Source organism: Pseudooceanicola antarcticus, assembly GCF_900215355.1.
In the GTDB taxonomy this organism is placed as follows: Bacteria; Pseudomonadota; Alphaproteobacteria; order Rhodobacterales; family Rhodobacteraceae; genus Pseudooceanicola; species Pseudooceanicola antarcticus.
Genome location: NZ_OBEA01000003.1, coordinates 162,085 through 174,644 on the forward strand (window position 1 = coordinate 162,085; position 12,560 = coordinate 174,644).

General features: G+C 65.7%; 13 protein-coding genes. 4 read left to right on the top strand and 9 right to left on the bottom strand.

Going from position 1 to position 12,560, the window contains the following annotated elements:
• Positions 1-6: 6 nt before the first annotated feature.
• Complete coding sequence (locus CRO50_RS08705; protein ID WP_097145517.1) at positions 7-798, top strand: amino acid ABC transporter ATP-binding protein; 792 nt, start codon at positions 7-9, stop codon at positions 796-798.
• A gap of 72 nt (positions 799-870) precedes the next feature.
• Here the strand turns inward: CRO50_RS08705 and CRO50_RS08710 are convergent, their stop codons facing one another.
• From CRO50_RS08710 to argB, 4 genes are all read right to left on the bottom strand, one after another.
• Positions 871-1,614 (bottom strand): hypothetical protein, encoded by a 744-nt coding sequence (locus tag CRO50_RS08710; RefSeq protein WP_097145518.1) that lies wholly within the window; start codon positions 1,612-1,614, stop codon positions 871-873.
• A gap of 327 nt (positions 1,615-1,941) precedes the next feature.
• Positions 1,942-2,436: a SixA phosphatase family protein gene (locus CRO50_RS08715; RefSeq protein ID WP_097145890.1), complete on the bottom strand. Its 495-nt coding sequence runs from the start codon at positions 2,434-2,436 to the stop codon at positions 1,942-1,944.
• Positions 2,436-3,110, bottom strand: coding sequence for a ferredoxin (locus tag CRO50_RS08720; RefSeq protein ID WP_179747237.1), 675 nt, complete (start codon positions 3,108-3,110; stop codon positions 2,436-2,438). Before CRO50_RS08720 ends, CRO50_RS08715 begins: the two co-directional genes overlap by 1 nt.
• On the bottom strand, positions 3,100-3,966 hold the full coding sequence (gene argB, locus CRO50_RS08725) for an acetylglutamate kinase (RefSeq protein WP_097145520.1): 867 nt from the start codon (positions 3,964-3,966) through the stop codon (positions 3,100-3,102). Before argB ends, CRO50_RS08720 begins: the two co-directional genes overlap by 11 nt.
• Before the next feature lie 337 nt (positions 3,967-4,303).
• Between argB and CRO50_RS08730 the strand changes: the two genes are divergently transcribed.
• Both CRO50_RS08730 and CRO50_RS08735 read left to right on the top strand, forming a co-directional pair.
• Positions 4,304-4,882: an outer membrane protein gene (locus tag CRO50_RS08730; RefSeq protein WP_097145521.1), complete on the top strand. Its 579-nt coding sequence runs from the start codon at positions 4,304-4,306 to the stop codon at positions 4,880-4,882.
• A 100-nt stretch (positions 4,883-4,982) separates the two neighbouring features.
• Positions 4,983-5,498 carry an outer membrane protein gene (locus tag CRO50_RS08735; protein WP_097145522.1) on the top strand — a complete coding sequence of 172 codons (516 nt, stop codon included), beginning with the start codon at positions 4,983-4,985 and terminating at the stop codon, positions 5,496-5,498.
• 138 nt (positions 5,499-5,636) lie between these two features.
• Here CRO50_RS08735 and yihA read toward each other — a convergent pair whose 3' ends face one another.
• The 5 genes from yihA to ttcA all read right to left on the bottom strand — a co-directional run bounded on the left by yihA (position 5,637) and on the right by ttcA (position 11,510).
• Entirely contained in the window at positions 5,637-6,290 is a 654-nt protein-coding gene (gene yihA, locus CRO50_RS08740; protein WP_097145523.1) for a ribosome biogenesis GTP-binding protein YihA/YsxC, read from the bottom strand.
• On the bottom strand, positions 6,290-7,027 hold the full coding sequence (locus CRO50_RS08745) for an MOSC domain-containing protein (RefSeq protein ID WP_097145524.1): 738 nt from the start codon (positions 7,025-7,027) through the stop codon (positions 6,290-6,292). The genes yihA and CRO50_RS08745 overlap by 1 nt, the downstream gene beginning before the upstream one ends.
• Position 7,028: 1 nt before the next feature.
• A complete protein-coding gene (yidC, locus tag CRO50_RS08750; protein WP_097145525.1) occupies positions 7,029-8,846 on the bottom strand; it encodes a membrane protein insertase YidC in 1,818 nt (605 codons plus the stop codon).
• Between the two features lie 196 nt (positions 8,847-9,042).
• On the bottom strand, positions 9,043-10,590 hold the full coding sequence (locus CRO50_RS08755) for a putative bifunctional diguanylate cyclase/phosphodiesterase (RefSeq protein ID WP_097145526.1): 1,548 nt from the start codon (positions 10,588-10,590) through the stop codon (positions 9,043-9,045).
• Between the two features lie 56 nt (positions 10,591-10,646).
• Positions 10,647-11,510: a tRNA 2-thiocytidine(32) synthetase TtcA gene (gene ttcA, locus CRO50_RS08760; RefSeq protein WP_097145527.1), complete on the bottom strand. Its 864-nt coding sequence runs from the start codon at positions 11,508-11,510 to the stop codon at positions 10,647-10,649.
• Between the two features lie 86 nt (positions 11,511-11,596).
• Here ttcA and CRO50_RS08765 point away from each other — a divergent pair, with 86 nt between their 5' ends.
• Positions 11,597-12,535 carry an alpha/beta hydrolase gene (locus CRO50_RS08765; RefSeq protein ID WP_097145528.1) on the top strand — a complete coding sequence of 313 codons (939 nt, stop codon included), beginning with the start codon at positions 11,597-11,599 and terminating at the stop codon, positions 12,533-12,535.
• Positions 12,536-12,560: the final 25 nt, after the last annotated feature.

Sequence of the window (12,560 nt, forward strand, 5' to 3'; positions counted from 1 at the left end):
GTCAAAATGACCAATACTGCTGTCGAAACGCCCGTGAACACCTCGGCCATGAAGGTCTCGGACGAGGTCGCGATCGAGATCTCCAACATGAACAAGTGGTACGGTTCGTTCCACGTTCTGCGGGACATCAACCTGACCGTGAACAAGGGCGAACGCATCGTCATCGCGGGCCCCTCTGGGTCGGGCAAGTCCACGATGATCCGCTGCATCAACCGCCTGGAAGAGCACCAGTCGGGCAAGATCATCGTCGACGGGACCGAGCTGACCTCGGACCTGAAGAACATCGACAAGGTGCGCTCCGAGGTCGGCATGTGCTTCCAGCACTTCAACCTCTTCCCGCATCTGACGATCCTCGAGAACTGCACCCTGGCGCCGATCTGGGTGCGCAAGACGCCGAAGAAGGAAGCCATCGAAACGGCGATGTACTTCCTGGAAAAGGTGAAGATCCCGGACCAGGCCAACAAGTACCCCGGCCAGCTTTCGGGTGGTCAGCAGCAGCGTGTGGCCATCGCCCGCTCGCTCTGCATGAAGCCGCGCATCATGCTCTTCGATGAACCCACCTCGGCGCTCGATCCCGAGATGATCAAGGAGGTGCTGGACACCATGATCCAGCTCGCCGAGGAAGGCATGACCATGCTCTGCGTGACCCACGAGATGGGCTTCGCGCGTCAGGTCGCCAACCGGGTGATCTTCATGGACCAGGGCCAGATCGTCGAACAGAACGAGCCGGAAGAGTTCTTCAACAACCCGCGCTCGGAACGCACGAAGCTGTTCCTCAGCCAGATCCTGGGTCACTGAGACCCTGCCGGGACCACGGTCCCGCGGATTGCAGGAAGGCCCCGCCATCGCGCGGGGCCTTTCGCGTTCCGCTCACTCGGTCAGGAAGGTCTCGAAGGTGGTGCGCACCTTGGCCCAGTACTGCGGTCCGGTTTCGCGGTCGTAACGCACGGGCTGACTGATGACCTCGATATCGGTGCCCGCGGTGGCGACACCGATGACCGAGATATCCGAGAAGTAGCCTTCGTTCACCGGCCGGGGCAGGCTCTGGCGGACGTTGACGTTGCCGGTCAGGCTGAAGGGCTGGTTGCTGGCCACCAGCTGGTCCGGTGGCGGCAGTTGCGCCGGATCGGCCAGCAGCGTGTCGACCCAGGCTCCGTCGACGTAGGAGCCCAGCCAGATGACGCCCACGCCCTGGTTGGTGCCAAGGTCCAGCACGGGCTTCTCGGAGGCACCCTGCTCGATGTCCACCTTCTGATCGGCGGGAATGTTCAGCTCGGTCCGCAGGGACTGGCTGGCGCCCTCGCTCATCTGGTCCAGCGCCGCCTCCAGCGCAGAGACCTGCGCCTGCAGGAGCTTCAGTGACCCGACATTGTCGGCCAGGGTGCTCTGGTTGCGCTGGATCGACTGGGTATTCTTGGCAAGGACTTCGCTGATCTCGATTTCCTCGCCGTCGTCGCCCAGGCTGACCTCGATATCCCCGGCCTTGAAGTTCTGCAGCGGGATGCCCAGCATCTCCGCCAGTTTCAGCAAGAGGACGAGGCAGAGGCCGAGAGCGGCCCATTTGGCGGTGAAAAGGCTGTGCTGTACAAATTCATTGCGATCTTCGGTTGGCATCCGGCGATCCTCCGGTTCGTAATGGCTTGGTCTGTAAAGGCATCGATGAAATTCCGGGTATCATGCCAGATTCTGCGAAAAGCTGGCCTGAAATCTGCAACCGGCGCGGGACCGGGCGTCGGGGCGGCAAATGCCCCGTTCGGCGCCGGAAGGGTCTTCCGCGCAGACCAACATGCGCTCCAGCGAAGGTTCAGCGCTCTCGCGGCCCAGGTGAAAACCATGGCGACAATCGTGAGGGTCAGAGGCTGTGCAGCGACCTGTCGCTGCCACATAGGCCACGGCGGGCGGGCGTCGCATCTCACGCAGACCCGGCAGGTCGGGCTTTTGCTAGGCGGTCAGCTCTCTCGGGACGATGAAGTCGACCACCTGTGCCGTGCCCGGCGTAATCTGCGCCCAGCTCTCGACCGCGAAGTCGGCCACCAGCGTGGCTCCGGTCGGGTAGTCCCTGAAGCGCCCGTGGTCGGGCGGGGATCCGACGAGGTCCCGCGCGAATTCGGCAATGCCGGGATTATGGCCGATCATGAGCACCGTCCGCCCGGTCGCCGCCCGCAGCGCGGCAAGCATGCGCAGAGATCCCGCGTGATAGAGCCCGTCGTCCAGCACCGGCGTGAGGGGCAGGGCAAGGCCCGCGAAGGTCTGCTGCGTGCGTTCTGCGCTGCTGACCAGTGCCTGGTCGGGCAGGTAGCTCTGCGCGTGCAGCCAGTCGCCGAGCGCCGCGGCGCTTTCCTTGCCGCGCTCGTTCAGGGGGCGCGCATGGTCCGTCTGCCTGGGGTCGGTCCAGGAGCTCTTGGCGTGGCGCATCAGGATCAGTCGGCGGGTCATCATGCCCCCAGGAATTGCCGCATGTGGTAGGCCGAATGCGCGGCCAGCCTGCTGCCGGTCCGCCCTGCGGGGCAGGCGCGGCGGGCCAGGCATCCGCCCTCCAGACAGTCCCGGCCTTCGGGGCGTGCCAGATGCGCCTTGCAGCGCGCCACATCGTAGCCCGAGGCGCCGAGGGCGCCAACCGGGCAACTGGTGGCGCAGGGGGCGTCGCAGCTGTCGCAGGGGCGCGGGGCTGGGTCGGGAAAGCTCACCTCCCAGGGCAGCGCCAGCGCGCCGCGGAAGGAGGCAAAGAGCCCCATCCCCCGATGCACCAGCATCCCCACCGGAGAGCCATGCAGCGCGCCGGAGGCCAGCGCCCATGACAGGAAGGGCTGGAACGGCGGGCCGCCGAAGGGAAAGAGCGGCTCTGCACCCAGCTCGCGGGCCCAGGTGCCGATGACCCGGCGCGACCAGCGGTCCATCGGGTCAGCGCCGCCGTCCTGCCATTCCGGGCTGGCGGTGAAGCCGGGCCAGAAGGCGGGCTCGAGGGGAGAGAGCAGCAGCAGGCTGCGGGTGCCCTGGGGCAGATCCTCGAGCGCCGCGCAGGCGGCGGAACCCAACCCGCAGGAGATGGTCAGCAGGCGGTCCCGTGCCGCCTCTTCGAGGGCCGCGAGATCCGGCGCCTCACTCGGCACGGATGAGAGAGCCCGCGCCATGTTCGGTGAAGAGCTCCAGCAGCACCGCATTGGGCGCACGGCCGTCGAGGATCACCACCGCCCGCACGCCGCGCTCGATGGCGTCCAGGGCGGTCTGGGTCTTGGGGATCATGCCACCGGCAATGGTGCCATCGGCGGTCATGTCGCGGATCTGCTGGGCGGTCAGGGCGGTGACGACTTCGCCGCTGCCGTCCTTGACGCCAGCCACATCGGTCAGCAGCAGCAGCCGGTCGGCGCGCAGGGCCCCGGCGATGGCACCTGCGGCGGTGTCGCCGTTGACGTTGAAGGTCTGGCCCTCGCGGCCCATGCCGATGGGGGCGATGACGGGGATGATGTCACTGCGGAACATCGAGTGCAGGATGGTGGTGTCCATCTCGTCCGGGGTGCCGACGAGGCCGAGCTCGGGGTCGTCCTGGCGGCAGACCATCAGGTTGGCATCCTTGCCCGAAAGCCCCACGCCCTTGCCGCCCTGCTCGTTGATGGCGGCGACGATGCGCTTGTTGACCTGGCCAGAGAGCACCATCTCGACCACATCCATCGTGGCCTCGTCGGTGACCCGCTTGCCGCGCACGAAGTCCGATTTGACCTGCAGCTTGTCGAGCATCTCGTTGATCATCGGGCCACCGCCATGGACGATCACCGGGTTCACGCCGACCTGACGCATCAGCACGATATCGCGCGCGAATGTGCGCAGCCCCTCGGCATCGGTCATGGCGTGGCCGCCGAATTTGACAACGACGATCGCACCTTCGTAGCGCTGCAGATAGGGCAGGGCCTCTGAAAGCGTCCGGGCGGTGGCGATCCAGTCTCGGTTCATGGCTGTCTGCTTCTTCATCTCTGCGTCCTCGTTTGCAGGCTTGATACGCGCTGTGCCACGCGCTGCCAAGCCCGGCGTCCGATGGGCTGCGCCGAGGCAGTTTCAAGGGAGGCTCACGCGGGTTTGCCAGGCTCTTGAGCGGGCCAGCGGGGAATTGCCGGGTGCGGAGGGCCGCTTTCGCGCCTTCTGGCCGATACCCTTGGGGTCGTGTCGTGACCCATGGAACTTTCTCCGATTCTCACCAGTTAGTGCGCCGAGGACGCAGCGGGGGAACCCGTTGTGTCCCCTGTGCCCAACAAGATCACAGGGCCGCGGTGTATCCCCCACCCGGCAAAAGGAAACGAAGGAGACAACAATGTTTCGCAACACGATGATCGCAGCAGTGGCGGTGGCAGCCGTCGCAGGTCCCGCCCTCGCAGGTTCCTACACCGAGACCCCCGCAGAGCCCGTGGTCACCGCCCCGGCGCCCGTCTACACCGCAGGCACCGACTGGACCGGCGGCTACGTCGGTGGCCAGCTGGGCTATGGTGACGTCGATGCCGGTGGTACCGACGGCGACGGCACCGTCTATGGTGTCCAGGCTGGTTACGACTATGACTTCGGCAGCTTCGTGCTGGGTGGTGAAGTCGACTACACCGGCGCCGAAGATGGCATCCTGGGGGGTGCCGACCTGGATTCCATGACCCGCCTCAAGCTGAAGGCCGGCTATGACGCAGGTCCCGCGCTGATCTACGGCGTGGTCGGTGCGGCCTATGCCAACACCTCGCTCGGCGATGACAACGGCCTCGTCTACGGTGTCGGCGCCGACTACAAGGTCACCGAGACCGTCTCGGTCGGTGCAGAATACCTGTACCACGAGTTCGACAACTTCAACGACTCCGGCACGGACGTCAACGCAGGCACCCTCGCGGCCCGCGTGAACTACCGCTTCTGATCCCCTGAACAGAGCGACGGGAAAGGTCCGGGCCAGGTGCCCGGACCTTTTTCTTTGGGATTAAATGAACTTTTAGGCCTTTTCGCGTGTTTTGTCGGTGATGGAACACACGCACCGACATATCCTCTTCCCGATCCTTCTGGCGATCTGCCTTGCTCTGGCCGGGCGCCCGACCGAAGCGCGGGATCTCTGGGAAGGTCCCTATGTCGGCGCCTCCCTCGGGGTTGCCACCTCTTCCGACACGGACATGCTGCGCAGTCTCAACGCCGGCGTGAACAGCCGCCGCGGCGGGCTTCTGCTGGGGGCCGAGGTCGAAGTGGCCGACAGTGATATCGACACCGCAGCCGGCCGTATCGACCGGATCACCCGCCTCAAGAGCCGCGCCGGCGTGCTGCGCCGGGGTGTCCACTACTACGCGGTCGGCGGTGTGGCCCAGGCGCGGGCCGATTTCGGCAGCGACATGGGCTATGTTCTGGGCCTCGGGGTCGAGACCCATATGAGCGACGCGGTCACCCTCGGCGCGGAGTTGCTGCACCACGGGTTCACCGATGTGGACGGGGCGGGGCGCGACGTCTCGGTGAACACGCTGACCGCGCGCCTCAACTACATGTTCTGAGACTCGCCTGGCCCCGCTGAAGGGCAGGGCGCAGCCCAGACCCGGCGGATCGGTCCCGAGCTTCGGGGCCGATCGCATTTCATTCAGGCTTGTGGAAGCTCAGACTGTCCAGGGGACGCCAGGCACCGCGCGCCCGGCTCAGTCGAGCCCGGCGATGATGCTGCGCAGGCTGGCGATGCCATCGCCCTTCTCGGAGGAGGTCAGAACCAGCTCGGGGAAGGCAGCGGGGTGTTTGGCCAGAGCGCCGCGGACCTGGTTGAGGACCCGTTCGCGGTCATTCAGCTTCACCTTGTCGGCCTTGGTCAGCACGCATTGGAAGGTCACGGCAGCGCTGTCGAGCAGCTTCATGATCTCTTCGTCGACGGCCTTCACCCCGTGCCGGGCGTCGATCAGCACGAAGGCGCGGCGCAGGGTCTGACGGCCCTGCAGGTATTGCTTCAGCAGGCGCTGCCATTTCTCGACCACCGCCAGCGGCGCATTGGCATAGCCATAGCCGGGCAGGTCGACGAGGTAGCGCTCTTCCCCGAGGGTGAAGAAGTTGATCTCTTGCGTTCGCCCCGGCGTGTTCGAGGCGCGGGCGATGCCCTTGCGGCCGGTCAGCGCGTTGATCAGGCTGGACTTGCCGACGTTCGAGCGTCCGGCGAAGCAGACCTCGACCCGGTCGGCCTCGGGCAGGCCATCCATGGCCACCACGCCCTTGAGGAAGTCCACCGGCCCGGCAAAGAGCTTGCGCCCGGTCTCCGAGGCCAGTTCATCCGGCTCTTCGGCAAGGGGGAAGGGCAACATTTCCATCACAACACCTCGATTTCTGAATCGAGCGCGATCTCTCCGCCCGTGATGACCCGCGCTTTCACGCCGAAGTCGATATGGCCCCAGGTACGGCGCAGGATGCGCAGGGTCTGCACGTCCTCTTCGCCGGTCTCGGGGTTCACCTGGGTTGCACGGCAGCGGTCGATCCGCTCGACAACCTCCAGCTCGGCCTCGCCAATCCGAAGACGCCGCCCCGGCCAGTCCAGCTCTTCCCAGGGCTCAAGCCCCTTCACCCACAGGTTGCCACGAAAACGGCGTGGGTCAAGCTGGGTTCCGCAGGCCTCGGAGAGCGCGCCGAGCGAGGCGCGGCCCAGGATCGAGACACAGGCATAAGGGCCATCCGACATGCCCTCATCCGGCGCGGCGATGAGCCGGCCCAGGGCAGGGCGCTCTTCCGGCCAGAGCGGAGAAAGCCAAGCCACCAGCGCGTCGCTGTCTGTGGCCGGGTCGATCTCGATCTCGCCCGCCTTGGGATGGTCCAGCGCGATGCGGCCATCCGCCAGGCTGCGGGCGGTGATCGCCATGAGCTCGGGGCCGAAGCAGCCCCGGGCGAAATTGCGACAGCTCTGCCATGCGCCGGTATCCTGCGCCTCGCCGGTCAGCAGGGCCCAGGCCCGGTCGCCCGGCAGCGGGCGATCCGGGGTCAGGGCGATCTGCTGCAGCAGCTCGGCCCCGATTCCCTTGATCGGATGGCGCCAGATCTGCGCAACGCGTCTCATGTCAGTCCTTGCCCTTGGTCGCCGCGGCCGTCTTGCGAGAGAAGGACTTGCGGATATTGCCAAAGACATCGGGTTTGAACCCGTGGCTGCGCATGATCAGGTACTGCTGGATGAAGGTGATCGTGTTGTTGGTGATCCAGTAGAGCACCAGGCCCGAGGCAAAGTTGCCGAGCATGAACATGAAGACCCAGGGCATCCAGGCGAAGATCATCTGCTGCGCGGGATCGGCGGGTGCCGGGTTCAGTTTCTGCTGCAGCCACATCGAGATGCCCAGCAGGATCGGCAGCACGCCCAGGTTCAGGATCGCCAGGAAGCTTTCCGGCGGGAAGGCATCCCAGGGCAGGGCGCCGAAGAGGTTCACGATCGAGGTGGGATCGGGGGCCGAAAGGTCCTTGATCCAGCCGACCCATGCCTCGTGGCGCAGTTCCAGCGTGACGAAGATCACCTTGTAGAGCGAGAAGAAGATCGGGATCTGCAGAAGGATCGGCAGGCAGCCCGCAGCGGGGTTCACCTTTTCCTTCTTGTAGAGCTCCATCATCTCTTTCTGCAGCTTCTGGCGGTCGTCACCGGCCTTGGCCTTCAGCTCTTCCATGCGGGGCTGCAGTTCCTTCATCTTCGCCATCGAGGCGTAGGACTTGTAGGCCAGCGGGAAGAGGAGCGCCTTGAGGAAGATCGTCATGGCGATGATCGACCAGCCCATGTTGCCGATGAAGCTGTGCAGCCAGTGGATCAGCCAGAAGATCGGCTTGGTCAGGAAGAAGAACCAGCCCCAGTCGATGGAGTCGAAGAAGCGGGTGACGCCGGCATCCTCGTAATCCTTGATGGTCTCGCCTTCCTTGGCGCCGGCGAAGAGCTGGGTGGTGATCTCGATGGTCTCGCCGGGGGTGGCTTCGACGCCGGAGAGCACGGCCTCGGTCTGGTAGACATCGGGGCTGGGGTAATACTTCGCGGTCGAGCGGAAGGGGCGGTCGCCGGGAATCAGGGTCGCCATCCAGTAGTGCTCGGTGAAGCCGACCCAGCCGCTTTCAGAGACGTCGATACGTTCGGCCGGGGTGCCTTCGCGCGGGTCGACGTCGAAGTCGACCATGTCGTCATAGCCCTGCTCTTCGAGCTCGCCGTCGGACATGCGCACCAGGCCTTCGTGCACCACGAAGAAGTTCTGCAGGTCCGCCGGTTCGCCGTGGCGACGCAGCAGGCCGTAGGGGCGCAGGGCGACGGTTGCCTCGCCGGTGTTCTCGATGGACTGGCTGACGGTGAACATGAACTTGTCGTCCACCGCGTAGGTCTGACGGAAGATCTGGCCGGCGCCGTTGTCCCAGGCCAGGGTGACCGGGGTCTCGGGCGTCAGCACGTCACCGGATTCGAGGCTCCAGACCGTGTCGGCGCCGGGCACCGCGTCGATGTTGGTGCCGCCAACCCAGCCGTAGAGGGCATAGTAGCCGCCCGGCTCGCCCTGCGGGCGGAACAGGGTGACATCGGCGGAATCCTCGTCCAGCGAGACCTTGTAGTCGGTGAGCTGCAGGTCGTCGATGCGGCCACCGGCCAGCGAGATCGAGCCTTCCAGGCTGGGGGTCTCGATCCGGATGCGGGGCGCTTCTGCGGCGGGGCCTGCGTCGATCGCCGGGGTGTCGGCCGCGGCTGCGGTCGTGCCCGCCGGGGACATGGCGCCATCGGTGCCGACGCTCTCAACCTGGGTCTGTTCCACAGAGCCGTCCGTGACGGGGGCCTGTTCCTGGGGCGGGAAGAGGAGGAACCAGACGAGGACAACGATGAAGCTGAGCACCGTGGCCAGGATGAGGTTCTTGTTCTGATCGTCCATCGCGCTGCGCCACCTTTGGTCTTTGCAATACTTGGAATTCGGTCTTGGGGGGTTCAACCCGTCAGGGACCGAAAGGTCAAGGGGCTAAGCGTCCCAGACCCATGATTGCAGGCCCCGGCGGGGCCCGGACGACGCGTTGCGCGCGGGGGTGGCTGCCTGTTGCGGGGCGGGCCCGACCGCCCACCCTCCGAGCGGTTCAGCCCGAGCGGCGGCCGAACTTCGGTGCCTCGATCAGACCGTCATGATAGGCGCGCACCCATTCCACGGTCTGCTCGAAGGGCATGGGGCGGGCGATCTCGAACCCCTGCACGTGTTCGCAGCCCAACTGGCCCAGCATGGCGTGTTCGCCGGGGGTTTCGACCCCTTCGGCCAGGGTCGACAGGCCAAGCCGTTCCGCCATGGTCAGGATGGCAGCGACCATGCGCTGCTGCTCGATATCGCGGTCGACCTTCATCACGAAGCTGCGGTCGATCTTCAGCCGCGCGACCGAGAAGCGGCGGATCGAGGATATTGAGGCATGGCCGGTGCCGAAATCATCAAGGTCGATGCTGCAGCCCATGTTGGCCAGCCCATTGATATTGCGAGAGATCACATCATCCGGAGAGGTGGCGACCACCGTCTCGAGCACCTCGACGGCAAGGCGTTGGGGGTCCAGCCCGTACCGGTCGAGTTGCCAGCGGACCTTTTCCACCAGCTGCGGGTTCATCAGCTCGTCGGTGGCGAAATTGACCCCGATCTGCGGCACGTTCACCCCGGCCTCGTCCCAGCGACGCAGGGCGATCAGCGATTGCACCAGCATCTTGTCGCCCAGCCGTTCCATCAGGCCGCTCTCTTGCACCAGTGGCAGGAAGTCCCCCGGCGGGATCATCCCGCGTTCCGGGTGGCACCAGCGCGCCAGTGCCTCGAACCCCGTCACCAGCCCCGTATCGGTCGAGACCTGGGGCTGGAAGAAGGGCAGGATCTGGTTGTTTTCCAGGGCATTGGCCAATTCGCTGCCCGAGAGGTTTCCGCCCTGGCGGTGCTTTTGCATCTCGGTAGAGAATGACCGGATCGCCGAGGGGGCGAAACGGGCCGCCTCGCGCAGCGCGGCCTGGCCGGCGGCGATCAGCGAGGCCCCGGTGGGCAGCGGGCTGCGGGTGCCCAGGCAGAACCCGATGGAACCCGAGAGGTAGACGGTGGTGGCGTCCAGCGCCAGCGGCTCTTCCACCGCGCCCTGCAGCCTGGTGCAGAGCTGGATCACGGCTTCGAGATCCAGCAGCATGACCGGGCCGAGAGCGATGCCATAGCAGGCCTCGCCCATCTTGCAGACCACGTCCCCGTCGCGCAGGGCGCCATGCAGCCGTCCGGCGATTCGATGTTGCGCATCGTCCGCAGCGGATTGCCCGTAGCGGTCGCGGAAGGCGTTGAATTCGTCGATGCGCAGGATCAGGCAGGCGGTCTTGCCCGATCCGGGTTCGGTCCCGCGCAGGGCATGGTCGAGCACCCGTTCCAGCGTGTCGCGCAGGGGCAGGCCGGTCACCGCATCGCGGGGCGCGGCGGCGGGCGGCGCGCGCTCTGCCTCGGAGCCGGCAAGCACGTAGAGCACCGGCAGCAGCAGCGCGCCAAGCACCAGCGCGGCCTCGCCCGCGATCCAGAAGCCGGTCAGGCAGATCGCCGGCAGGATTGCTGCGATCTGCGGTCCCGCAAGGGCCCGGCGCATCCGTCCCCGGACCCTTGCGTAATCATACCCGTTGAAGGCCGGCATGGCGGTCATCCCAATCGTAACCGGGATGACGCTAGGGCCATAAGTTCAATAGCCGCTTAACGCAGCTTCGGAATCGAGTCTTCTTCCTGGGGCTTCCCGCCCAGCTCAAGCCCGGCGAAATCAAACAGCTTCGGGTCCAGCAGATGCGAGGGCCGGGCGTTCATCAGCGCCCGGAACATGACCTGCCGCCGACCGGGAGAGTTCTTCTCCCAGCCATCGAGGATCTGCTTCACCTGCTGGCGCTGCAGCCCGTCCTGGCTGCCGCAGAGGTCGCAGGGAATGATCGGGTAATTCATTGCCGTGGCGAACTTTTCGCAATCCACCTCGGCCACGTGGGCAAGCGGACGATAGAGGAAGAGATCGCCCTCTTCATTGACCAGCTTCGGCGGCATGGTGGCCAGCCGCCCGCCGTGGAAGAGGTTCATGAAAAAGGTCTCGAGGATGTCGTCGCGGTGATGGCCCAGCACCACGGCCGAGCAGCCCTCTTCCCGCGCGATACGGTAGAGATTGCCGCGCCGCAGCCGCGAGCAGAGGGCGCAGAAGGTGCGGCCCTGGGGGATCTTGTCCATGACGATGGAATAGGTGTCCTGGTACTCGATGCGATGGGGCACGCCCATCTTTTCCAGGAACTCGGGTAGAACGGTGGCCGGGAAGCCGGGCTGGCCCTGGTCGAGGTTGCAGGCCAGCAGCTCGACCGGCAGCAGGCCGCGCCACTTCAGCTCGTAGAGGACGGCCAGCAGGGTGTAGCTGTCCTTGCCGCCCGACAGGCAGACCAGCCAGCGCGCGCCGGGTTCGATCATGCCGTATTGCTCGATCGCCTCGCGGGTCTGGCGGACGATCCGCTTGCGCAGCTTCTTGTACTCGGTGCTCTGCGGCGCGCCCTGGAAGAGCGGATGGATCTCGTCTTGATCGTCGAACATGCGGAAGGCCCTGAAAGAAGGCTTTGGCCCCCCTGGGCGCAAAGCATATGCTGGCGGTATTTAACAAAAGCGATTGGAGAACGACAGTGGACTATGTTTTTTGCGTCCGCGGCCTCTCTGGCGGGGGTTTCAGCGATGAACCGGGCGGCAGCCGCTTTCTGGCGGTGCCCGAGAACCAGCAGCCTGTGCCTGATCACAAGATAAAGAAGAAAGCCTGGATCGAGGCGGTGATCCAGGAATCCCGCCACGGTCCCCAGGACGAGCTGCCGCGCGGCGACATCCTGATGTATGTGCATGGCTTCAACACCCCGCAGGACGTGATGATCGAGCGTCACCGGCTGCTGAAGTCGAGCCTCGCGGCGCTGGGGTTCGAGGGCGTGGTGATCTCGTTCGACTGGCCCTGTGCGGACCAGGCGCTGAACTACCTGGAAGACCGCGAGGATGCCAAGATCACCGCCCTGCGCATGGTGAGGGAAGGCATTGCCGCCTTCGCCCAGGCGCAGCGGCCCGATTGTCGGATCAACCTGCATATCCTGGCCCATTCCATGGGGGCCTTCGTCACCCGCGAGGCCTTTGACGATGCCGATGACCGGCCCCGCGTGGCGGCGCATTCCTGGTCGGTCAGCCAGGTGATGCTGATCTCGGGCGATGTTTCGGCCGGGTCCATGGCCGAGGGCGGCAAGGCGGGATCTCTCTACCGCCACTGCGTGCGGCTGACCAATTACTTCAATCCCTTCGACGCGGCGCTGAGCCTGTCGAACGTCAAGCGCGTCGGCGTGGCGCCAAGGGTGGGGCGGATCGGCCTGCCCGAGACCGCGCCGGCGAGCGCGGTGAATGTCAACGTGGGCAATTACTTCGACGCCAACAAGGCGCGTTTCGCCGGGCTGAAGAATGCCTCTCATACCTGGTACTTCCACGACGAGCGTTTCCTGCGCGACGTGCTGCTGACCATGCAGGGCGAAATCGACCGGCACGAGATCCCCGGCCGGGCGCAGGGCAGCCTCGGCAACCTGGTCCTGGTCTGAAACCGGGTTTGTCATGCGCCCCGGG

Coding starts and splice junctions, on each gene's coding strand:
- CRO50_RS08705 (WP_097145517.1), top strand. CDS start 7: ATGACCAATACTGCTGTCGAAACGCCCGTGAACACCTCGGCCATGAAG.
- CRO50_RS08710 (WP_097145518.1), bottom strand. CDS start 1,614: ATGCCAACCGAAGATCGCAATGAATTTGTACAGCACAGCCTTTTCACC.
- CRO50_RS08715 (WP_097145890.1), bottom strand. CDS start 2,436: ATGACCCGCCGACTGATCCTGATGCGCCACGCCAAGAGCTCCTGGACC.
- argB (WP_097145520.1), bottom strand. CDS start 3,966: ATGAAGAAGCAGACAGCCATGAACCGAGACTGGATCGCCACCGCCCGG.
- CRO50_RS08730 (WP_097145521.1), top strand. CDS start 4,304: ATGTTTCGCAACACGATGATCGCAGCAGTGGCGGTGGCAGCCGTCGCA.
- CRO50_RS08735 (WP_097145522.1), top strand. CDS start 4,983: ATGGAACACACGCACCGACATATCCTCTTCCCGATCCTTCTGGCGATC.
- yihA (WP_097145523.1), bottom strand. CDS start 6,290: ATGGAAATGTTGCCCTTCCCCCTTGCCGAAGAGCCGGATGAACTGGCC.
- CRO50_RS08745 (WP_097145524.1), bottom strand. CDS start 7,027: ATGAGACGCGTTGCGCAGATCTGGCGCCATCCGATCAAGGGAATCGGG.
- yidC (WP_097145525.1), bottom strand. CDS start 8,846: ATGGACGATCAGAACAAGAACCTCATCCTGGCCACGGTGCTCAGCTTC.
- CRO50_RS08755 (WP_097145526.1), bottom strand. CDS start 10,590: ATGCCGGCCTTCAACGGGTATGATTACGCAAGGGTCCGGGGACGGATG.
- ttcA (WP_097145527.1), bottom strand. CDS start 11,510: ATGTTCGACGATCAAGACGAGATCCATCCGCTCTTCCAGGGCGCGCCG.